Below are 22,421 nucleotides of genomic sequence, written 5' to 3'. Positions count from 1 at the left end.
GCGGCACTTCTCAGGTTCTGCCCTTTTCCTTCTGGCCCAGATGCGGCATGCTTTTCCCCAGGGCGGCAATCAAGATAGCCACCAGGGGATTGATCCATCCAAAGAAGGTAAAGGGGCCGTACTGCCAGGCGGAAACGCCCAGCATCCCCTCGGTAAATCCGGCGCCCGTGCTGTAGGGCACGATTCCACCGAACACGGTTCCCGCATCTTCCAGAGCCCGGCTCAGATTCTGCGGCTTCAGGTTATATTCCTGATACAGGGGACGGAACAGCCGGCCCGCCATGATGATAGCCACGTACTGCTGTCCGGTTCCCAGCAGAATGCCCCAGGCGGTGAGGATAGTGGCAATCACCAGCCCCCGTTCCGTCTTTACATGGCTGACCACCTTTTTCAGAATGGAGGAGGCCATTCCCGTACATTCAAACACCCCTGCAAAGCTCAACGCAACTATGGCCAGCGCCACTGTTTTCATCATGCTCAGAAGGCCACCGCGGTTGAGCAGCGCATCCACCGCCTCCACCCCGGTGGAAGCGGTAAACCCGTTCATAATCCCCTGCAGGATTTCCGTTATGGACGCACCCTGAACCAGTACCGCTGCCAGCATGCCCAGCACGGCGGCCCCCATCAGTCCCGGAAGCGCGGGGATCCGGAAAATTACCATCACCAGCACCAGCAGCGGTGGCAGCAACAGCAGAGGATGGATGACAAACGTCTCCCGCAGGGTGCGGAGGGTGGCCTCTATCTGGGCAGTGTCCGCCGTTCCCCCTCCGTAGGCGAACCCGATGATCCCATAGATAACAATGCAGATCAAATAGGTGGGGGTTGTGGTGACCATCATATGGCGGATATGGTCGAACACATTGGCATCCGACACGGAGGGCGCCAGATTGGTGGTGTCGGACAAAGGCGACATCTTATCCCCAAAGTAGGCGCCGGAGACAATGGCTCCAGCCGTAATCGCCGGCGGAATTCCCAAGGCGGAGCCAATGCCGAACAGCGCCACTCCTACGGTTCCAATGGTGGAAAGGGAACTGCCGATGGCCAGGGAAACCAAAGAGCAGAGCAGCAGCGCCGTCACCAGAAAGAACCGGGGAGAAATGATCTGCAGGCCGTAATAGACCATGGTGGGAATGACGCCGCCCGCCATCCAGGCGGCAATGAGAATGCCGATGGACATGATGATGAGCAGGGCGGGAAGAGCCGTAGAAATCGCCCCCGTCATTCCCTCCATCATCTCTTTCCACGAAAACCGATGAAAAGCGCCGACTACCGCCGCAAACGCGGCAGCCATCAGAAGCGGCACATGGGGCGCCGTCTTCAATCCCGCCGTCATGGAGACCACCAGGACGATCAAAACCAGGAACGTCAGCACTGACAGCCAGAAGCCAACAGGCTTCGCGGTCTTTTTTTCACCCTTCATAAAACTGTCCTCCCCTAAGCTCAAAATGTATTTACCTTCACTAAGTATACTGTTTTTTCCGCTAAAGTGAAAGACACAGAAGAAGGAAATTTTCTATGGTTTCTCTGTGTTTTGTCTATTTCAGCGGAACAGGGCGGCAAAAAAAGCAGGCGTGCCGGGAGATTTCACACTCCGGCGCGCCTGTCATTTTCTCTTTTCATGGATTTTGAGGCAAAATACTTACATTGAGAATCAAACCGCTGCTTTTTTGCACGGCAAGCGTCACCTTATAGCCGTCCTTCATCCTTACCGCAAACCAATCGGCGGCCCCATACAGCGGATCCTGATATCCGCCCTCCTGTTCCGCCGAAGCAACCTCCGCCTCTTCCAGAATGGACAGGGCATAGTCTGCGGCTCTCTTTTTCCGCTCCTCGCCGCTTATCTCCGTTCCTTCCCCCGGAAGCTCCGGGAAGGCAAAATCCGGATCCGTAAAATAACCCGGCGGGTAACGGACCCAGCCGCTGAGCTCTCCGCCAGCCGCCCGAAAACCGGCGGCAAATTGGTCCCCTGTCTCATTCAGAAAGATAACATTCCAGGTTTCCTTCATTGGATTCCGCTTTTCCGCGGTGAAGTCGTTCTGCGTCAGAATGGCGCTGTATCGCGGCAGCTTCCCGTCGTAGAAATGATATTTGGCATTTGCCTCCCGCAGCACTGCGGGCAGATCCTGATAGGAAAGCTCCTCCTCTGTGGGCAGGAGATCTTCCGCCAGGGAAACTCCCGCGTATTTTACGTCCAGGCAGTGCAGCAGTCCCTCCTCTGACAGATTCTCTAAGGGAAGGATTGCAAATTCTTTGTCTTCCTGCAGCCTGACCAGGAGAAGGGCACCGTCTGGGTCCGCGGAAGCCCGACGTCCATCGTATAGATACGCAGGTTCCAAAAGGAGCAGCCGTCTGCGTTCCTCCTCATGAAAGGCACGGTTCTGCAGCAGGGCCTCATAGCCCGCCTCCTCGGAAAGGACGCCTGTCCTCGCGTGCTCCGGCTTCAGCAGCTCTTCCCCGGAAAGCCCTTCCATTCCCCAGGCAAGCTGCAGCATTTCCTCCTCCGTGAGCGCCCGCTCCTGCAGCGGCAGAAACGCATAGGCGCTGGTTCCGTAGGTTTCCCGGTCCAGGGGCAGCACCCCGAATCCGGTTTCAGAGGGGTCCTGAGGAGTGGGAGAGGATGGTTTCTCTCCCATTTTCCTCTGTTCCAACGCCCTGTTGTAGAGGTTCAAAAACTCTGTTTCATCAAAGCTGTATGCGCTTCCCGGGTCAGAAGACGGCTCCCCAGCTGACGAGGCACCAGGCCTCTCGCTGGACAGAGAGGTTGCCGGGACATCCGTCTGACATCCCGCCAAGATGGACAGGAGCAAAACAAGTGAAAATACTGGAATGTTATGCTTCTTCATTGTTTTCCATCTCCTCAAAACCAATCTCAAATCCCTTAGAACCAGATTTATGGAGTGGCAGTGACACAGCTTTCTGGATTGACAGGAACTTCAACTTTCGGCTTGCTTCCGTTTCTCAAGTTTAGAAAATCCTTAAAAACACTCCAGGCCGATCCCTCGGTTCCTGCAGCGCTTGAAGGCATTGATGGTATGTGGCTTCTGAAAAGCAGGAATATTTTTATATCTATATTTTCATTACATCATTTTTTGTGTAAATTGTCAATACATCTCCTGTATCTTACAATAATTTCATAAATACTATTTCATTTGATTCTTTCACTGTCGAAAATCATACATTAAACTTGATTGAGATATTTATTTTTTCTGTAAAATTCTTGACTTTGTGGAATATCATGCCATAATATCACTATAAGCAGGGCATTTCTCTTTCTTTCCCTGCAAATGCTTTGGGCCTAACGTCCGGCGAAGGGCCGGACGAAATGATAGAGCCAAATTGGGAGGATTTTGTATGGATTTTTTGAAGGTCAAAAACGGCGCCGTTGTGGACGAATCCGGAAACAGGGTACGGCTGCGCGGTACAAACTCCGGAGCCTGGATGAACATGGAGAACTTTATGAACGGATTCCCGGGCTGTGAGCACCGCCTTCGCTTTTTCGCAAAGCAGATACTGGGCGAAGAGCTGGGCTCCTATTTCTTCGACAGCATGCTGGGGAATTTTTTCACCGAGGCTGATGTGGAATATATCGCCTCCCTGGGCATGAATCTGCTTCGCATTCCTCTGAACTACCGGCATTTTGAAGACGACATGCACCCCTTTGTGTACAAGGAAGAGGGGTTCCAGATGCTGGACAAGGCCCTGGACTGGTGCGAAAAGCACAATGTCTACGCCATTCTGGATCTGCATGCCGTGCAGGGATGGCAGAACAGCGACTGGCATTCCGACAACTACACCCGCAGTGCTCTGCTGTGGCGTACCCTTCATTTCCAGGACCGCTTCGTGGCCCTGTGGGAGGAGTTTGCCAAGCGCTATAAGGGCCGTTCCGTCATTGCCGGTTACGACCTGATGAACGAGCCCTGCACCAACACAGATTACACGCGCATGCCCCTGCTGCCCTACGACGGCCGCTGGGATGAGATGAACAAGCTGTACCGCCGGGTCACCGAAGCTATCCGGAAAATCGATTCCGATCACATTGTCATTTTGGAGGGTGATGACTTCTCCCGCCGCTTTATGGGCCTGGACGTCCCGTTCACCGACAATCTCATGTATTCCAGCCACGAATATTCCCTGGTAGGAACCCATCCGGAGCTGGAGACCGATGAGCAGAAGAGGGACTTTATCCGCAAGGAATTCCTGGAGGCCGAGGGCACCAAATTTGCCATGAAATACAACGTGCCCCTGTGGGTCAGCGAATTTTCCTTCCTGCCCGACCAGGTGGAGCTCTACGAGGAGATGAATGTACACTGGACACAGTGGAGCCTCAAAGGAGTGGGAGGCGGCTTCCTGCTGCATGCCCCGGACGACGGCGCTTACAACAGCCTGGTGCGCCCTGTCATGGACAAGGCTCTGTTTACCTCTCCCCACTGGGGCGAAGAGGCCAGCCGGGAGCTGCGGGAGCAGATCATCGCCCTGTCTGAGACGGTAAAACACCTGGTGGGCGCTAAAAACTTGGATAACGTGGAACATCCCGTCTATTTTAACACCACCATCGGCGACAACTATGTGGACTGTATGCTGCAGTACCCCTATCTGGAACTTTTCCAGGGCAAAAACAAAGAGGAGCTCGATCATATTTTGTCTGACTTCCGCTTTGACCGCTGCCAGATCAACAAAGATGTGGAGGAGCGGTTCCGGAAGTACTGCAAAAGCTGAGCTTCTTTCCCTGAAGGAAAAAGAGCGCTGTCGCGCCAGCCCGTATTCTGTCAAAAGGACGGCGGGGACATCGGACGAATAAAGGGTTAACATACCAAGGCGGGCTTGTTTGGGATTGCCGGAGCAGGCGTCCCGGGCAGGCCCTTCTTTTCGGGCACGGCAATCCGCCTTGCCATCGTATTTCAATTTTCAGGAAGGACTAAAACTTTGAAAACAACAGAATTTGTATGCAGGTACTTTGCAAAAGACACTTGGCAGATCAGCGGAAGCGCGTGCGACTGCTACCTTCTTATCGGGGAGAAGGAGGCGGTGATGATCGACGCCGGAAGCTACGATGAGAACATTCGGGAATTCGCGCAGACGCTGACTGAGAAACCCGTAAACAAGGTCATCAACACCCACAGCCATTTTGACCACACCGGCGGGAACGGCTATTTTCAGCAGATTTTTGCCACCGAAGGAATTTCCAGAAGCGCCAAAAATTACATGGGAGAATGCAGGGACCTCTCCCTGTTGGATTACGGCTTCACCTATGTGACAGACGGGGAAATTCTCCCCATCGAAGGCCGTCCGCTGGAAATAATCGTTTTAAACTGCCACAGCCGCGATAACCTGGCTGTCCTGGACCGAAAAAGCAGACTGCTTTTCGTGGGAGACGAGCTGGACGCCGGCCAGGTCCTGCTGCTGCCGGGTTATGCAGAACAGCGGGGTCAACTGCATGCGGTTCCCGCCGCCTCTGTGGAGACTTACCTGGGCGCTCTGAACCGGTTGGCGCAGTACCGGGATGCCTTTGATTTTATCTGTACCGGCCACAACGGTTCTCCTCTGGATCCCTGTTATTTGGATTGGTTCCGGGAGCTTTGCCGTCGGATCCTGTCCGGCGAGGAGACGGGAAGCGCAGACTGCTCCGGCAAAACCTATTCCCCCTCTGCGCTGCATTTTCCATTCCCCAACGCCGGATACCGGCGAGCCTGCTGGAACGGTATTTCACTGGTTTACTGCGCCTCCCGCCTGCTTGACAGCGACCCGCCGGGGACTGAACCAGCCACGCCTCTGCACGCCCTGTCCGCCTACACAATCGCCTGACCGAAGCATCCATTTCCATACAAGCTCTTTTCAGCAAAGGGGAACAGGGCAGTTTGCCCTGTTCCCCTTTGCTGGAATTTCCGTCCCGGTTTCTTTTCTGTCATCACAGGAAGGTAAAGCTCTGGATGGTTCCGTCAGGAAGCAAGACCAATTCTGCGGACCTGCCGTCCTCCTGTTCTACCCAGACACACTTCCCTGTCTCTTCAAAGAAGGTTCTCCGCTCTCCCTGCCAGGCCATCTTATATTCCCCTTCTCCGGGACACAGCTCCTGCAGATATCCCTTCGCCTTTTCCAGCAGTTCCTCTTCCCGGAGCGTTCCAGCATGGGAGGGAACCGCGGCTGTACCCGCCGTAAAGGTTCCGTTGGGGTAGCGCGCCCAGCCGTACAATTCTCCCGTATCCGACCGCAGGCCCACCACGTATTCGTCCCCCTCGGGATACAGCAGCGTTACCTGCCAGTTTTCTTCGGAAGCCCTCCGCTCTTCCGGCGTCCTCTGAGCTCCTGAATTTTGCAGCAGCAGAGCGCAGTATTCCGGCAGCGTACCGTCCCCTATTCCATAGCGGAGAAGGGCGGAGGAGAGGAATTCCGGCAGCTGCCCATAGGAAATCTCCTCCGGCAGGGGCAGGTAATCCTCCGGTCTCAGGCGGGCAAATTTTACCTCTAAATACCGCAGCAGCCCCTCCTCTGTCATATCCTCCTGGGGCAGAACGGCGAACTGATCCTCTCCGTCCAGCTTCACCGTCACGGGCAGGCCTTCTTCCTGTGCTCCGGGTTTCGGAAGGGAAGCCCTCATCCCCTCATAAAAGTACCGGGGCGTCAGGCGCAGCAGCGCCGCCTCTTCCTGACGAGTGACGGCACGGTTTGCAAACAGGCGTTCCGCGCCGTCATAGGAGAAAAGCCCCGTCCTCGCGTGCTCCGGCTTCAGCAGCTCTTCCCCGGAAAGCCCTTCCATTCCCCAGGCAAGCTGCAGCATTTCCTCCTCCGTGAGCGCCCGCTCTTGCAGCGGCAGAAACGCATAGGCGCTGGTTCCATAGGTTTCCCGGTCCAGGGGCAGCACCCCGAATCCGGTTTCAGAGGGGTCCTGAGGAGCGGGAGAGGATGGTTTCTTTCCCGTTTTCCTCTGTTCCAACGCCCTGTTGTAGAGGGTCAAAAACTCTGTTTCATCAAAGCTGTATGCGCTTCCCGGGTCAGAAGACGGCTTCCCAGCTGGCGAGACATGGGGCTTCTCGCTGGACAGAGAGGTCGCCGGGACATCCGTCTGACATCCCGCCAGGATGGACAGGAGCAAAACAAGTGAAACTACTGGAATGCTATGCTTCTTCATCGTTTTCTTTCTCCTCAAAACCAACCTCAAATCCCTCAGAACCTGATTTATGGAGTTGTAGTCACTCAGCCTCCTGGATTGACAAGAATTTTAAAGCTGCCTCAAACTCTCACACGGTCCAACCGAAAGCTTAACTTGCTTTTTATAAACCATAGGTATCACCCGATCTTTCTGATATTGTTCCTATATTATAATACTTTTTAACTTTTATAAAATTATTATATTCTCTTTGTGGCTGTTTCGTCAAATGTTATTTAAAAAATTACCCACTGGTGAAAAACAGCAAAAAGCACGGTATTGGGGTAAAAACCCCAATACCGCGCTCTTTTCAGTCCTCCCAATCGCATCCCTTTTCCAGCAGGCGGACAATTTCCCCCAGGCCGGCTGCATCCTCCTCTGTAAACCTATTTTCCAGGGGACTGTCCAGATCCAGCACGCCGCAGACCCTGCCCGACGGGCTGTGAATAGGCAGCACGAGCTCTGAACGGCTGGCGCCGTCACAGGCGATATGGCCGGGAAAAGCATGAACATTCGGCACCAGAAGCACGCTATCCTGCTCCGCCGCTGTCCCGCAAACACCTTTTCCCCAGGGAATATGGATACAGGCGGGCTTTCCCTGGAAGGGCCCCAGCAGCAGTTCTCCTCTTTTCTCCAGATAACATCCCACCCAGTTGAGTTCCTCCATCGACTCCTTCAGCAGGGCAGAGAGGTTTGCCAGATTTGGGAAAAGTTCACGTTCCCCCTCCAGCAGTGCTTCGGCCTGCTTTTGTACCAGTTTCCAGTCCATCGTTTTATTTCCTTTCTATGCTAGAATACCCTGGATTTCATCTGACCGCAGGGTATTTTCTTTTACACTACCATGAAAACGGCTGCCAAATCAAGTCTAAATTCCACCTTATCCTTTCTGCAGTCACAAAGCAGGAGGGACGCGGCGTAAACCGCGTCCCTCCTGCTTGAAAAAGGAGATTTATGAAAAAGAAACTTGTACTCTGATTAATTGGATTCTCCGGAATTCTCGGAGAGCACCAGCTTCACCTGCTCGGATTTTCCGGAGGAAGCTCTCACCACCGTCAGGGTGACGGTTTCTCCGGGCTTCTTATTTGCAATATAGGAAGAGATGGTGCTGGCAGAGGTGACCTGCGTGTCATCGATGGCGGTGATCACGTCGTACATTTCCAGGCCGGCCTTCTGCGCCTCCTCACTGGTGGCTTTCTCCACCACAAAGCCCTGCGTCAAGCCATAGAAGCTGGCTGACATGCGGTCCACATAGGCGCCGGTGATCCCCAGCATAGCCCGGTCCTTTACATAGCCGTACTCGATCAGGTCGGATACAATGGGCTGTACTGTATCGGAGGGAATTGCAAAACCCAGTCCCTCATAGCCGGTAGCCACAATTTTAGAGGAATTGATGCCCACCACATGGCCGTTCATGTCCACCAGCGCACCACCGGAGTTGCCGGGGTTAATGGCGGCATCCGTCTGGATGCAGTTGATGGTGTATCCGGTATCGCTGTTGGTCACCTGCCGGTTCAGCGCCGAAATATAGCCCATGGTGACGCTGGAATTGAGCTGCAGGCCGCCGGGATTGCCGATGGCCATCACTTCATCCGCCACTTTCAAGTCCTCAGAGGTGCCGAAGTCTGCGGGGGTAAGTTCGTCTTCCGTCTCGATCTTGATCACTGCCAGGTCGGTCTGTGTATCTTCACCGATCAGTGTAGCCTCATAGGTCATGCCGTCTGAGGTAATCACCTTCAGGCTGGTGGCACCGTCCACCACATGCTGGTTCGTAACAATATAGCCATCCTTGGAAATGATGATGCCGGATCCCTCTCCTGCAGGGGAAACCGAGCCGGACTCATCATTCTGATAGCCGCCCAGGAAAAGGCCCTGCTGCTGGCTGATACGGTAATTTTGAATACACACTACGGAGGGAATCAGCTTTTCCGCCACCTGCTGTGGGGTAAGCGCTTCTCCGTTTACCGCCATATTGCTGGCTTTATTGCCGTCCTCCAGCTTATACAGGGTAAAGGCGGCCGTTTTGGAATCCCCGGTGCTCTCCACATTGATCACACCGTTCTGTATCATCAGGGCGAACACCCCCACAGAGCTCAGGGAGACCACCGCACAACACAGAACGCCGGCCAGAATCTTGGCAAACACCTTGCCGCCATGTCCCTTGGCTTTCTTCTTCGGAGGCTCCGGCACATAATAGGGAGCCGTCTGCTGTGGGGCGCCGCCGTTGGTATTCCACGTATAGGAAGGCCTTGCCTGCTGGGATTGCGGCACACCGGGCACGGATGAACCCGCGCCTGTCTGATAGGTCTGCTGAGAATTGGACGTTGGATAGGAAGGACTGGACGCTGTGCCGTCCTGCCTGGTGTAGGGGGAACCCACAGGTACTCCCATCCCTCCTATGTGCTGGCCCTGAGGGGTATTTTGAGAAGCCTGCGTGGTGTAGGAAGGGGTTTCCGCCGTTCCGTAGCCTGCCGAATTTTCTTTGCCTGTTCTATCGTCATTGGTGTTATGGTTATTGTTGGAACTGTTGTCATAGGGATTATACATAACCGACACTCCTTTCAAAAACTGCGCTGTACCAGGATTTCTTGTTCCTGTTCCTTTACTGTGCCTTTATTATCAGCCTGTTTTGTGAAAATCATGTGACGGTTTTTGTATTCTTATCTGAAAATCAGCTTAACATTCTGTCAAAGATTCATTTTGTCCAGCAATTTACTTTTTTTCAATGCCAAACGGATGGCTGCATACAGCGGTACGGAAACCACCACCGCGATGACCGCATTGACGCTGGAGGTAAACAGCTTTGTGGCAAGCGCAGTGAGCACAGTGCCCATTTCGCTGCCCAGCAGAAGCCCTTCCACAAAATTCTTTCCCAGGTAGAGAATCATATAGGTGACGCTGCCGCAGACGGCCGCCGCAATATTAAGTTTGTGGTTCTTCCCGCGGTTATTCCCCGCATAGGCCACCAGCCCGCACACACACGCCAGCATAAACTTGAAAGCAAAGGTAAAGGGTGCCGAGGCAATATAGGCCGGATTTGTCAAATCGTAAAGGGCAGAGCCGATTCCCGCCGCCAGCCCGCCGCCCACAGGTCCCAGCAAAAAGCCGGAAAGCAGGCAGAAAATATTGCCCAAATGGATTCTTGTAATATCTCCGATTGCCACCGGGATGGGGACGCTGAGCATGCTGGAGACAAATACCAGTGCGCCCAAAAGCGCTACGGCCACAATCCGGTACAGGTGCTTTGCAGCATTCCCCGCGGCTCTTTCTGCCCGCCTTCCCCGGTCGTTGATCTCCTGTACATCCTTTCTCAGCTGCTCCCTCTGTACTTCCTCTTTTTCCTTCTCCTGCATCAAATCATTCCCTCCAAACAATAGATATGCGCCGTCTCCCGTAACTCCGGGGTAGCCTGCAAAAACTCAAGCTCTGGCCACACCGGTCCGCCGGGCGGCCTCCGCCACTGCCTTAGCCACGGCGGGCACCACATCCCTGTTGAACACAGAGGGGATGATGTTGTCCTCCCGCAGCTCCTTTTCCGGGATGAGATCCGCAATGGCCCGGGCGGCAGCCGCCTTCATCCCGTCGTTGATCTCTCTTGCCCGCACGTCCAGCGCACCCCGGAATATTCCGGGAAAAGCCAATACGTTATTGATCTGGTTGGGGTAGTCCGAGCGGCCTGTGCCCACCACCCTGGCCCCGGCAGCCAGCGCCTCTTCCGGAAAGATTTCCGGCGTGGGGTTGGCGCAGGCAAAGATAACAGGATCCGCAGCCATGCTTTTTACCATCTCTCCGGTGAGGCAGTTGGGCGCCGAAAAGCCCAAAAACACATCCGCCCCCCGTACCACTTCCGCCAGAGCGCCCTGCTTCTTTTCAGGATTTGTTCTGGCAGCCAAGGGAGCCTGAGCCTCCGTCATTCCCGGCATGCCCTCGTACAGCGCGCCAAACCTGTCGCAGACCACCACATTTTTCAGGCCCAGCGCCATTAGGAGCTCCGTACAAGCTGTTCCTGCTGCGCCTGCGCCGTTGACCACGGCGGAAACTTCTTCTATTTTCTTATCCACCAGCTTCAGTGCGTTGAGCATGGCCGCCATGGTGACTACGGCCGTACCGTGCTGATCGTCGTGAAATACCGGGATATCCAGACGCTCCTTGAGCTTCCTTTCCACCTCAAAGCAGCGGGGCGCCCCGATGTCCTCCAGATTGATGCCGCCGAAGGATCCGGCGATCATCTCCACTGTATGCACAATCTCATCTACGTCCTTGGAACGCACACAGAGCGGGAACGCATCCACCCCGGCAAAGGCCTGAAACAGGGCGCATTTCCCCTCCATCACCGGCATGCCGGCTTCCGGGCCAATATCCCCAAGGCCCAACACCGCCGTGCCGTCGGTAACCACAGCCACCAGGTTTCCCCGGCGCGTATATTCATAGGACTTTTCCACGTCCTTTGCAATCTCCAGGCAAGGCGCCGCAACGCCGGGCGTGTAGGCCACGGAGAGGTCCTCCCTGCTGTTCATGGGACACGGGGTGTTCACCCGGATTTTGCCGTGCCATTCCCGGTGCTGTTTCAAAGCCTGTTCGGAATAATCCAATTTCATTCCCTCCATCTATATTCCTTTTTGCAGGAGAAAGTCCTCCGGGCTGCATGATCCGCCGCACCCGAAACGTTCCAGGCGGACAAAACCGCCGGAAGACGCCTGATTCCGCTTCCTGTAACCGCAGTAAGTATATCACAGAATGCAGCTTTAAATCAATACGGCGTCCTTGATTTTTCCCCGGAGTTGCATGTATAATAGGAATAAAGATGTATGCGGAACACATTCAAAAATCTCACGGATTTCTTGAAAGCGGTGACTAAATTTGTACAAAGCCTGTATTTTTGATATGGACGGCACCTTGCTGAATACGCTCCATTCCATTGCCTGGATAGGCAACACTACGTTACATAAATTTGGACTCCCTCCCATTGAGACGGACGCCTATAAACTGCTGGTGGGAAACGGAGCTGACACCTTGATGCGCCGCATGCTTCGGACCGTTGGCGCAAAATTTTCTGATGCACAGCTAACCGAGTTTCGTGCGGAGTATGACCGGCTGTATGAAAGCGATCCTCTGAGGCTGGTAACCCCTTATCCGGGTATTCCTGAACTGCTCCGGGAGCTGAAGGGAAGAGGCTTCCGGCTGGGGGTGCTCTCCAACAAACCGGATAACATGACGCGTATTCTGGCAGAATCCTTTTATGCCGGACTGTTTGACGCCATACGGGGCCAGGTCCCGGGGATTCCCAAAAAACCGGACCCCACAGCCGCGCTGGGGATTGCCAAAGGCTTCTCCATCCCGCCCCGGGAAATCCTCTACATCGGCGACAGCGGCGTGGATATGCTGACAGGAAAAAACGCCGGTATGGATTCCTGCGGTGTCCTTTGGGGGTTCCGTGACCGGAAGGAGCTGGAAGAAAACGGGGCCGTCTTTACAGTGGGCAGCGCTTCCGAGCTGCTGGAAACTGTCATGAGCCGCTGATCCCCTTCCGCATAAAAAATCGAAAGCGATACAGAAAGGCGGTATTCTCGATGCAGGTCAGAAAATTGGAACATCAGGAGCTTTTTGACGCCCACCGGATCATGGCGGTGGCCTTTGAAGGAGAGTTCGATCCGGAAAAGGAGCGTGAAAGCCTCAAAAATAAGAAAGAACCGGAGCACCCCGGGCAGACTTGGGGAGCGTTTGAGGAGGGGGCTCTGCTGGGCTGCTTCGACCTCACCTCTTTCCCAGTCCGGTTTGACGGACACCATGTGCAGATGGGCGGTGTCGGCGGCGTCTCCACCCTGCCCCCTTACCGGAGAAAGGGCGTCATCCGCGCCTGCATGCAAAGCGCTTTTCAGAGCATGTATCAGGAGGGCTGTGCCTTTTCCTTCCTCTACCCCTTCAGCACCGCTTATTACAGACAGTTCGGCTTTGAAAACGGAGCCGCCTGTCAGACCTGGACGCTGCCCATCCTCTCCCTGAAGCTGCCGGATGCCGGCGGCGCCATCGAACAGCTTTTCCCGGGAGACGACCTCTCACCGCTCCTGGAAATTTACAATTCCTACTATAAGAACTTTAACCTTTCCGTACTACGGAATGGTTACGATGCTTCTCTGGAAAAGGAAAACTGGCTGAACCAAAAACGGTACCTGTACCTTTGGCGGGATGAATCCGGCGTTCCCCGTTCCTTCCTGCTGGCCAGCCGGGATGGGGAAATTTTAGACTGTACCACCGACTTTGCCCGGAAAAACGGCCTGCTGTTTACCGACGCCCGCTCCCTTCAGGCGCTTCTGCATTTTGTGTACGGGGCATTTTCCTCCCATTATAAGAGCATCCGGTTTACGGCGCCCTCCTGCCTGCGCCTGCAGTCCCTGATCCCGGAGATGGCGCAGGCGGAGTGCCGGTGGTTCACAAACGGCATGGTTCGTGCGGTCCACGTGGAAAAGGTGCTCTCCCTGTGCAGCTGCCGCGGCGAGGGCGCCCTGCGAATTGAAATTTCCGACCCTCTGTTGGAAGAGAACCGCGGGGTCTGGAAGCTCTTCTTTGCGCCCGGCCGTGAAAACCTGGTGGAGAAAACCGCCGAGGCCCCAGATCTCTCTCTTACCATCGGCGATTTTTCCACCCTGATCTGCGGGATTCGTTCCGCAGAGGAGCTTCCCTGGATGCCCGCGGCGACCGTCTGCAACAGTTCCGCGCCGCTGGACCGGGTTTTCCGGGCGAAGCCCTGCCATGTGCTGGACCTGTTCTAAAAAAGAAACGGTGCGGCAGTGATCCGCAGCCGGAAAGGTATGGTCATACAGATGAAAAAAACAGAGTGGACCCGTCCCGCCAGCAGCGGCAGCGGTTTGATTTTTTCCCGGCTCTGGACGGATGAACAGCCCAAGGCCATTTTAGGGATTGCACACGGTATGGCAGAGCACAGCGCACGTTACGCAAGCTTCGCAGAATTCCTCACCGCCCACGGCTTTGCCGTATGTATGAATGACCATGCGGGGCATGGAAAGTCGGCACAGGTCAAGGGACATTTTGCCGACGAAAATGGCTGGGAATTTGTTGTGGACGACCTGAAAGCTCTGCTGGACGAGGTTTCAGGCAGATATCCCGGCCTGCCGGTCTTTTTGATGGGCCACAGCATGGGCTCCTTTCTCTCCCGTTCCTTCCTGACCCGGTACGGCGGGATGCTGCAGGGCTGCATCCTCTGCGGCACTATGGGGAAAAACCCGGCGTTGGGTTTGGGCAAGGCGCTGGCCGGGCTGCAGAAAAAGGTGCTTGGACCGCGCTCCAGAGGAAAGCTGATCGATAAGCTGGCCTTTGGCAGCTACAACAAGAGGATTGAAAACCCGGTGAATCAGTTCGCCTGGCTCTCTACGGTGGAACAGGTGTGCAGGGAATATGCTGCGGATGAATTCTGCGGTTTCGAATTCACAGCGGCTGGTTACTACGACCTGTTCTCCGGCCTTCAGGAGGTCAACTCCCCAAAGTGGGCGCAGGAGGTGCCAAAAAACCTTCCTGTGTTTTTGCTGGCAGGGGACGCGGACCCGGTGGGGAATTATGGTAAGGGCCCCACAGAGGTTGCAGAAGCGCTGAAAGCCGCTGGCTGCGGGGACGTTTCCCTGAAGCTGTATCCCGGCAAACGGCATGAGCTCTTGAACGAATCCAACCGGCAGGAGGTTTATGCAGATGTCCTCCGCTGGCTGGAAAAGAAGCTGGAATCGGGAACGTAATGACAGAATAACAAGACCGCCCTCAGGCCCGTGAGACATGGCCTGAAGGCGGTCTTTTCTCTCCCGATGGTTCCATTTGGGCATGCCCTGCGGCTTTTTATTCCCAGCCGGCGTCCATGGGCCTCTCCGTCACCTGAACGCTGGCCCACTCCAGTTCCGGGTCGGAATGGAATAAAACGCCATCCCTGCGTCCCACCAAAATTGTGCCGACAGGCTCCGGCAGCAGCAGACGGGTGGCAAAATCCCGTTCAGGGAAATTGACATGGATCACGGCGCTCAGCTCATCCGGCCTCTCAACGGTAAAGGCGCCATGGGTAAGCGTCCCGAACAGGGCGGAGGACCAGCCCTGAATTTCAAAACCGCAGTTTTCCAAGGTAATTCCATGGAGATACTCATTGGGGGCAAAATCTCCGGGGACCTCAAGATCATAGCGCCCTGTTTTGCGGATCAGCCTCTCCGCATCCTCCCAGGCGCCCATACGGTATCTGCCCATGCAGTCGCAGAAGGTGAGGTAGGGCCAGATGCCGCCGTTGTGGTAGACGCCGGGTTCATACTCCATCTCTTCCCGGAAGGGATAGGTTTCCGGAATTCCGCCCTCGTTCTCCCCCCGGGAGAGGGCCTGCCAAATGGCACCTGCCCGCTCTTCCTCCACCACGCCAAAGGCCATGCCCACGGTCTGATCCTGGAGCACGGAAGAAATTTCCCTTCCATCGTACCAGAGCTCGGTGTAATGGTCCCCCTGCCATAAGCCGCCTTCCTGTACGGGAAGTTCCGTCTGCGCCTTTGCCCGCTGGAACAGTTCCCGGAACCAGGCCTCGGATTTCTCCGACTCCAGCGCCTGCGACAGGAGAATGCCCTCCTGCAGCACAGCCAGCCACAGCAGGACAAAATGCGGCGCCAGCTTTCTGCCCACAATCCCCTTGACATCCTTCCAGTCTGCCCAGAAGCAGAGCGGATTTTCCGGCGGCGCCTGTTCCGGCAGGCCGTCTCCATCCCTGTCCAACGTCAGCAGAAACTCCACCGACCTGCAGAAATGGGGCCAGCATTCCCGGAGAAAGGGCAGATCCCGGTGCCAGTGGAAATACCGGGCAATGCGCAGGCAGAAGTACTCGTTGATATCCACATCTGTCTCCCGCTCATATTTCGGCAGGATTGTGGTGGGAAGTTTTCCGTCCTCCCTCTGCCAGAGGCAGGATTCCCGAAGCATGGCCTGTTCCAGCTTTGGCCAGAAGGACAGGTGTACAAAGCTTGTCCAAAAGGAATCCCTCTGGTTCAGCTCATGGTATCCCATGGTGATCACCCGCCCGGTGACGTCGCTTTTCGTCAGCATCACCGCGGCCTGGCTGTACCAGCGGGTATAGCGCAGGATCTGTTCATCCCCCACCTGGGGAAGGGAGAGGATCCACTCCTCCACCTGCTCCTCCAGATGCGGGAACTCCTGCCGCAGCCTGCCGCAGAGCGACCCGGTGCTCTCAGCGTGGATGCGAAAACGGTGCTCCTTGGGAAAATACCCCAGCATGGCCTGCACCCGCCTTTTTCCCTGCATGCGAAAGCTGGTTTCCACCGAAAACAGGCCGGAACGGCCGCAGGGCCCCAGCCCTCCCATCTCGCCGCCGGATAGCTCCAGGAAGGCGTCTCCCCGTTCCGCACGGAAACAGCCGGCCTCCTTTTGCAGGCAGACCGGCGCGGAATAGGAACCCTCCAGCATCTCCCGGGTGGGTTTCCAGGCCCAGGTGACGGCAACCTCCTCAGCAGTCTCCCCCTCAAACGACAGCGAAACCAGCAGGGACGGCAGAAACATAGGTTCCGTATCCCCTGGGGCCAGCGGAGCGAAGGCGCATACCTCCACAGAAAGTTCCGACAGCACCTGTGCCTTTGCCCGGTACCGGGGATAATCCCGTTCCAGTACAGTCCAGGAAAGCTCCACGTCCTTTTTTGTCTTTCCTCCTGCGGTGATGAGGAAACCGGATTCCCCGCCCTCCCGCATTCCGTTTCTGCCATCCTCAAAGCAGGGCGGATTCCAGACAATGCGCTGAAACAGCCTCCCCCGGGGAGATACGTCCCCGGAGATGGAGGCGTTCCCCGCCACCAGCCCTCTGCGTTCTTCCGGCTTCCAAGAAATTCTTTCCATAGACAGACCCTTCCCTTTCTGCGAGATGCGATCTTTTCTGCCGCCTGCTGCAGTCCCACCCGGCAGCCAGGAGCATCTCTCTTTCCCGGAGTATAGCATAGGAAAAGAGCGGAAACAATGCTCTTTTTTTGACAAAACCGGCAGGAGGGATGCCCGATTCTTGACTTTAAGAAAAGAAAGGATAAAATAGAGCACAGAGTGAAAAACACATCCCGGTTGGTAGTCCGGGAGCAGCACAGTGCTGTCAGTAACCTGCCTCCTTGGTTGTCCGCACTCAATTTACAACCCAGTGCGCCTCACCCGGCGCGCAGCAAAAGGAGGAAAAGGGATGGATATCACCCATTTCAAACTGACCGTCATGTTTCAGGAGCCCTTTTGGATCGGTCTGTGTGAGCGGGAATGCGGCGGAACCTTGGAGGTCTGCCGTATCCCTTTCGGAGCCGAACCAAAGGACGGCGAGGTTTATGAATTCTGGCTGAAAAACGGCGGCAGCCTGAAATTCAGTCCGGCTCTCTCCGAGGGATCCGGGCTGGCAGAACGGCGCAAAAGCCCAAAGCGCCTGCAGCGGGAAGCCAGGGAGCTGACCCGCCCATCCAGAATCGGCACCAAGGCGCAGCAGGCGCTGAAGCTTCAGCAGGAACAGGGCAAAGAGAAGCGGCATGCCCTTTCCAAAATGCAAAGAGAAGCGGAAGAGCAGAGGCGGTTCGCGCTGCGGCAGGAAAAACGAAAGGATAAGCACAGGGGCCGCTGAAGCCCCGTGCTTATCCTTTTCCTTCTTCAAAACAGCCCTTCCGGCAGGCAGATGTCGCTATGGGGAACCTTCTTCCAGGAAAACAGAGGCAGCAGCTCCTCCGGAAGCGCGGGCTCAGGCCGGTCCAGAAGCCCGGCGCACCATGCCAGCCGCCCCACAATCTCCTTGCCTGTCAGCCCCCTGGCGGCCAGCGCTTCCAGGCTTAAATCCCCATCCCGTTTGGAAAGCCTGCGGCCGTCGGGAGCGAGCAGCAGCGGCGTATGATAAAAGGCCGGCGGCCTGAACCCCAAAAGCCGGTACAGGTACAGCTGGCGTGGCGTGGAGGAGAGCAGGTCCCGCCCCCGCACCACTTCAGTCACCCCCATGGCCGCGTCATCCGCCACTACAGCCAGCTGATAGGCGAACACACCGTCGGAACGGCGGAGAATGAAATCGCCGCACTCCCGTTCCAGATGCTGGCTCATCTTCCCATAATGGCCGTCCTCAAAGCAGAGCACTTCGTCGGGAACCCGCAGGCGCAGTGCCGGCGGGCGCAGCCGCGCCCTTTGTTCCGTCTCCTCCCGGGTGAGCGTACGGCATCTGCCGGAATAGATGGGATCCCCGTCCGAAGCATGGGGCGCGTCTGCCGCGTGCAGTTCCGCACGGCTGCAGAAGCAGGGATATACCAGCCCCTTCTCCTCCAGCCGCTCCAGGAGCTGCTGGTAATAGGCGGACCGCTTTCCCTGCTCATAGGGGCCGGATGTGCCCCCACCACAGGTTCCCCCTTCGTCCCAGTCCAGGCCCAGATAACGGAGATCCCGCTCCACCGCCTCGCTATATTCCCCACGGGAACGCGCAGGATCCAGGTCCTCCATGCGCAGCACCATCCTGCCGCCCAAAGATTTTGCCGAAAGCCAGGCCAGCAGGGAGCAAAACAGGTTTCCAAGATGCAGCCGTCCGCTGGGCGTAGGGGCAAACCGGCCCACAACGGGCCGCACTCCAGCCGGAGCCATCTCTTTGCCGTTTATCATTCCAGGTTCAGCTCCATTTCCCGCGCCATGCTGTGCTGCAGTCTGGGGTTGACTTTGTGCAGAACACCATCTTTAAGGAACCGGGATCCCGTATTTTTAAACCAGAAGGATACGCCGGCCTTCCGGCATTGCTCCCGAATGTGCAGCACCCATTCGTACTGGCAGACCCTTGCCTCCCGAGAGGTTTCTCCGCCTGCGGAGACCATGGAAATACCGGAAAGGCAGGGCCCCAGCTTCAAATCCTCCAACAAGGGGGCACAGGCAAGAAAACGGTGCTTGATGGGATAGGAGAGAAACAGCGGCAGCCGGGTATCCACCGCCTCCTGATTCTCACAGGTACAGCCCAGCAGCACGTTGTCGTACCCGTCTCCCCAATCCTCCGGCAGGGAGACGGGAAACCGTTCGATCCGCTTCGTGAGAATTTGGAACTGGCAGTCCGGCCTCTGCCGGATCATGCTCCAAGCCTCTCTGCGCCACTCATCTGCCTCCGGCAGGAAGAAATCGGTTGAAAAGCAGGTTGCCACCATGGATCCCGGCGGGATTTTCCATTTTTCCGCCGTCTTCTTTTCCAGAGGTTTCATAAAGTCTGCCGTCTTACAGACAGTATTCTGCCCATACCGTTTCGAATACGGGCCGTAATAATAACAGTATTTGCATCCGTCGCTGGCGGGGTAACAGCCGGTCCACGGTTCCCACATGCTCATTTCCTGTCTCCTTACTCCACTGTCACGGGCAGGCCCTCCAGGTATCGCCGCACCATGTCCAGAGCCTGGGACGCAGCGCAGTGGCGATGCCATTCCCTGTTTTTTGTACGGCCTATGGGAGAACGCTTCACCACCCAAGTCTGACTGCCGTCGCTCAAGGCGATATAGATCAGCCCCACGGGCTTTTGCTCCGTGCCTCCGTCCGGTCCGGCAATCCCGGTTATCCCGATTCCCAGGTCGCTGCCGGAACGCCTGACAATCCCCTCTGCCATGGCGCAGGCCGTCTCTTCACTCACCGCCCCGTGGGCCTCCAAAATTTCGTGGGGCACATAGAGCAGAGCCTCCTTAGCCTCATTTGCATAAGTGACACAGCCCATATCGAACACAGCAGAGGAGCCTGAAATGTCGGTGATACGTTTGGCAAGAAGGCCTCCCGTGCAGGACTCCGCTGTCGCCAGCTTTTTCCCCTGCTGCAGGAGCTCTTTTACCACCAGGGCCTCCAGAGATTCCACATCTATGCCGTAGACGAATTCTCCCAGCCGGTTCCTGATTTCCTCAATGACAGGGGCACACATTTCGTCTGCCTGCTGTTCGTCCGCCGCCTTCGCCGTGACACGCAGATAGCACTCGCCCTCTTTTGCATAGGGCGCCAGGGTGGGGTTCTCCCCATCCATCAGGTCGTCCATCATCTGGGCGACAGGCGCCTCTCCCCTTCCATAAATGTGAACATTGTGGGAAACAATGACAGAGTTCACGCTCTTTTTCAGGTAAGGCACCGCATAGTTTTCCAGCATGGGCGCAAGCTCTGAGGGCGGACCGGGCAGCATGATCACCGTACAGCCGTTTTCCGCCTGAAAGGCGCAGCCCGGCGCAGTGCCGTTATCATTCTGCAAAACCGTGCAGCCCTCCGGCAGCCAGGCCTGCTTTTCCTGATTTTCGCTGACATGCTTTTCATTAAAATAAGTCTGAATGCGCCGTAGGCTATCCTCATGGAGCTTGAGCTTCCGGCCTGCTGCAGCCGCTGTTGTCTCCTTGGTAAGGTCATCGGCCGTGGGGCCCAGCCCTCCTGTCATGATCAGAAGATCGCTGCGGGTAATGGCCGTTTCCACCGCTGTTTTCAGCCGTTCCGCATTATCCCCCACCACTGCGGAATACAGCAGGTTGATTCCCAGCGCGGAAAGCGCCCTGGCCACAATAGCGGTATCCGTATTGACAACCTGCCCCAGCAGCAGTTCTGTCCCCACTGAAATAATTTCTGCGTTCATTTTTTCTCCTTTCGGCCTCGGCCTTTTGAAAAAGGCCTGCGAAAACTTTTTTTCCGGCTTCGGCTGTCTTCAGCGCGGGGAGCCCGCTCCACGATGCCCCGGCCTTTTGAAAAAGGCCTGCGAAAACTTTTTTCCGGCTTCGGCTGTCTGCAGCGCGGGAATCCCGCTCCACGATGCCTCGGCCTTTTGAAAAAGGCCTGCGAAAACTTTTTTTCCGGCTTCGGCTGTCTTCAGCGCGGGGAGCCCGCTCCACGATGCCTCGGCCTTTTGAAAAAGGCCCGCGAAAACTTTACTTCCGACTTCGGCTGTTTGCGGCGCGGGGAGCCCGCTCCACGATGCCCAGGCCTTTTGAAAAAGGCCTGCGAAAACTTTTTTCCGACTTCGGCTGTCTGCAGCGCGGGGAGCCCACTCCACGATGCTCCTGCCTTCTCTCTGCGGAGGCTTTTCTCCGTGCTGTGACTTTACGGCATAATCTGCGTGGTGCGCACGTCCTTCAGCGCCTCTTCCAGAAGAGCCTCCCCATCTATAGCCTTTTCCGCATTTTCCACAAAATGCAGCGCAGGCTTCGTGCGGGGGTGCCGGGGAGTGAATATGGTGCAGCAGTCTTCATAGGGTTCGATGGAGATATCATAGGTGCCGATCTGATAAGCAAGCTTGACGATCTCCGATTTATCTGCGCCGATCAGCGGCCGGAATACCGGCATATCAGCCACTGCATCCGTACAGGCGATGGCCTGGATGGTCTGGCTTGCCACCTGGCCCAGGCTTTCTCCGGTGATGAGCGCAGCACAGCCCTCGTCCCGGGCTACCCGCTCGGCAGCCCGCAGCATAAAACGCCGCAGGATAACGGTACCCAGCTCCTCGGGGCATTTGTCCCGGATCTGCTCTTGGAGTTTTGTGAAGTTCACCGTGACCATTTTAATGCGACCCGCATACTCGCTGACCTTTTTGAGGAGGCGGACCACCTTTTCATGGGCCAGCTCGCTGGTATAGGGCGGACTGGCAAAATGGACGGCGGTCAGCTCCACGCCGCGCTTCGCCATGGTCCAGGCAGCCACGGGGCTGTCTAGCCCGCCGCTGATCAGCACAGCAGCCTTCCCGCCGGTGCCCACCGGAATTCCCCCCGCGCCGGGCTTCGGGTCCACATGCAGGTAGGCGTTCTGCTCCCGCACCTCCACCCGTACAATGACGTCGGGATGGTGCACATCCACCCGCAGGTGGGGATATTGTTCCAGCAGATAGCCGCCCACCTCCGCGGAAATCTCCGGCGACTTGTAGGGGAATTTTTTATCGCTGCGCTTGCATTCCACCTTGAAGCTCCCTGCCTCCTCCAGAACGTCCCGCAGGTACTCCGCCGCTTTTTCCCGGATCTTGGGCAGCTCCTTTTCCGTAACCGCGGCCCGGGTATACCCCACCACGCCGAACACTTTGGCGCAGCGCTCCTCAGCCAGGTCCATATCCGCTTCCTCATTTTTAGGCTCCACGTAGATGGTGGACTGCACCGAGGTCACCGCAAATTCCCCCGCGCCGGTCAGCCTGCGCCGGATATTCTTCAGCAGCACGTTCTCAAACGTACGGCGGTTCAGCCCCTTCAGGGCAATCTCCCCCAGTTTCAGCAAAATGACTTCTTTCGCCATGTAGTCCTCCTTGTATTCCCCGCATCACGCAGGGCTT

Annotated in this window: 18 protein-coding genes; 6 read left to right on the top strand and 12 right to left on the bottom strand. The window is 56.3% G+C overall.

Annotation, left to right across the window (positions count from 1 at the left end; translation table 11 throughout):
- Positions 1–10 precede the first annotated feature (10 nt).
- The gene (gene nhaC, locus BN3911_RS04590; RefSeq protein WP_066861964.1) at positions 11–1,420 is read right to left on the bottom strand and encodes a Na+/H+ antiporter NhaC; all 1,410 of its coding nucleotides are present in this window, start codon (positions 1,418–1,420) and stop codon (positions 11–13) included.
- A gap of 196 nt (positions 1,421–1,616) precedes the next feature.
- Complete coding sequence (locus BN3911_RS04585; protein WP_066861960.1) at positions 1,617–2,843, bottom strand: hypothetical protein; 1,227 nt, start codon at positions 2,841–2,843, stop codon at positions 1,617–1,619.
- Between the two features lie 508 nt (positions 2,844–3,351).
- Between BN3911_RS04585 and BN3911_RS04580 the strand changes: the two genes are divergently transcribed.
- Positions 3,352–4,716: a glycoside hydrolase family 5 protein gene (locus tag BN3911_RS04580; RefSeq protein WP_066861957.1), complete on the top strand. Its 1,365-nt coding sequence runs from the start codon at positions 3,352–3,354 to the stop codon at positions 4,714–4,716.
- Positions 4,717–4,923: 207 nt separating this feature from the next.
- Positions 4,924–5,802 (top strand): MBL fold metallo-hydrolase, encoded by an 879-nt coding sequence (locus BN3911_RS04575; RefSeq protein WP_147578519.1) that lies wholly within the window; start codon positions 4,924–4,926, stop codon positions 5,800–5,802.
- A gap of 103 nt (positions 5,803–5,905) precedes the next feature.
- Here the strand turns inward: BN3911_RS04575 and BN3911_RS04570 are convergent, their stop codons facing one another.
- The 5 genes from BN3911_RS04570 to BN3911_RS04550 all read right to left on the bottom strand — a co-directional run bounded on the left by BN3911_RS04570 (position 5,906) and on the right by BN3911_RS04550 (position 11,733).
- Positions 5,906–7,126: a hypothetical protein gene (locus BN3911_RS04570; protein ID WP_066861951.1), complete on the bottom strand. Its 1,221-nt coding sequence runs from the start codon at positions 7,124–7,126 to the stop codon at positions 5,906–5,908.
- 328 nt (positions 7,127–7,454) lie between these two features.
- Positions 7,455–7,913 (bottom strand): GAF domain-containing protein, encoded by a 459-nt coding sequence (locus BN3911_RS04565; RefSeq protein ID WP_066861948.1) that lies wholly within the window; start codon positions 7,911–7,913, stop codon positions 7,455–7,457.
- Between the two features lie 206 nt (positions 7,914–8,119).
- Positions 8,120–9,688, bottom strand: coding sequence for a S1C family serine protease (locus BN3911_RS04560; RefSeq protein ID WP_066861946.1), 1,569 nt, complete (start codon positions 9,686–9,688; stop codon positions 8,120–8,122).
- Positions 9,689–9,828: 140 nt separating this feature from the next.
- Entirely contained in the window at positions 9,829–10,494 is a 666-nt protein-coding gene (locus tag BN3911_RS04555) for an ECF transporter S component (protein WP_082942079.1), read from the bottom strand.
- A gap of 66 nt (positions 10,495–10,560) precedes the next feature.
- Positions 10,561–11,733, bottom strand: a complete 1,173-nt coding sequence (locus BN3911_RS04550; RefSeq protein ID WP_066862298.1) for an NAD(P)-dependent malic enzyme — start codon at positions 11,731–11,733, stop codon at positions 10,561–10,563.
- 268 nt (positions 11,734–12,001) lie between these two features.
- Here BN3911_RS04550 and BN3911_RS04545 point away from each other — a divergent pair, with 268 nt between their 5' ends.
- From BN3911_RS04545 to BN3911_RS04535, 3 genes are read left to right on the top strand one after another with little or no spacing between them, the layout of a single operon-like run.
- Positions 12,002–12,661, top strand: coding sequence for an HAD family hydrolase (locus tag BN3911_RS04545; protein WP_066861943.1), 660 nt, complete (start codon positions 12,002–12,004; stop codon positions 12,659–12,661).
- Positions 12,662–12,711: 50 nt separating this feature from the next.
- Positions 12,712–13,911, top strand: a complete 1,200-nt coding sequence (locus tag BN3911_RS04540) for a GNAT family N-acetyltransferase (RefSeq protein ID WP_066861941.1) — start codon at positions 12,712–12,714, stop codon at positions 13,909–13,911.
- Between the two features lie 51 nt (positions 13,912–13,962).
- Entirely contained in the window at positions 13,963–14,886 is a 924-nt protein-coding gene (locus BN3911_RS04535) for an alpha/beta hydrolase (RefSeq protein ID WP_187127681.1), read from the top strand.
- A 97-nt stretch (positions 14,887–14,983) separates the two neighbouring features.
- Here the strand turns inward: BN3911_RS04535 and BN3911_RS04530 are convergent, their stop codons facing one another.
- A complete protein-coding gene (locus tag BN3911_RS04530; RefSeq protein ID WP_187127680.1) occupies positions 14,984–17,017 on the bottom strand; it encodes a GH116 family glycosyl hydrolase in 2,034 nt (677 codons plus the stop codon).
- 328 nt (positions 17,018–17,345) lie between these two features.
- Here BN3911_RS04530 and BN3911_RS04525 point away from each other — a divergent pair, with 328 nt between their 5' ends.
- Positions 17,346–17,768: a YjdF family protein gene (locus BN3911_RS04525; protein ID WP_066861932.1), complete on the top strand. Its 423-nt coding sequence runs from the start codon at positions 17,346–17,348 to the stop codon at positions 17,766–17,768.
- 26 nt (positions 17,769–17,794) lie between these two features.
- Here BN3911_RS04525 and gluQRS read toward each other — a convergent pair whose 3' ends face one another.
- From gluQRS to thiI, 4 genes are all read right to left on the bottom strand, one after another.
- Positions 17,795–18,778 carry a tRNA glutamyl-Q(34) synthetase GluQRS gene (gene gluQRS / locus BN3911_RS04520; RefSeq protein WP_082942078.1) on the bottom strand — a complete coding sequence of 328 codons (984 nt, stop codon included), beginning with the start codon at positions 18,776–18,778 and terminating at the stop codon, positions 17,795–17,797.
- Entirely contained in the window at positions 18,775–19,482 is a 708-nt protein-coding gene (locus BN3911_RS04515; protein ID WP_242871073.1) for a DUF5131 family protein, read from the bottom strand. The genes gluQRS and BN3911_RS04515 overlap by 4 nt, the downstream gene beginning before the upstream one ends.
- A gap of 11 nt (positions 19,483–19,493) precedes the next feature.
- Entirely contained in the window at positions 19,494–20,747 is a 1,254-nt protein-coding gene (locus tag BN3911_RS04510; protein WP_066861929.1) for a competence/damage-inducible protein A, read from the bottom strand.
- 461 nt (positions 20,748–21,208) lie between these two features.
- Positions 21,209–22,384 (bottom strand): tRNA uracil 4-sulfurtransferase ThiI, encoded by a 1,176-nt coding sequence (gene thiI / locus BN3911_RS04500; protein WP_066861927.1) that lies wholly within the window; start codon positions 22,382–22,384, stop codon positions 21,209–21,211.
- Positions 22,385–22,421 lie beyond the last annotated feature (37 nt).

Origin of the sequence: Neglectibacter timonensis, from assembly GCF_900048895.1 — a bacterium.
Classification (GTDB): domain Bacteria; phylum Bacillota; class Clostridia; order Oscillospirales; family Acutalibacteraceae; genus Acutalibacter; species Acutalibacter timonensis.
Note: the sequence above shows the minus strand (reverse complement) of the source record. Positions and strands in the feature narration are given on the sequence as shown.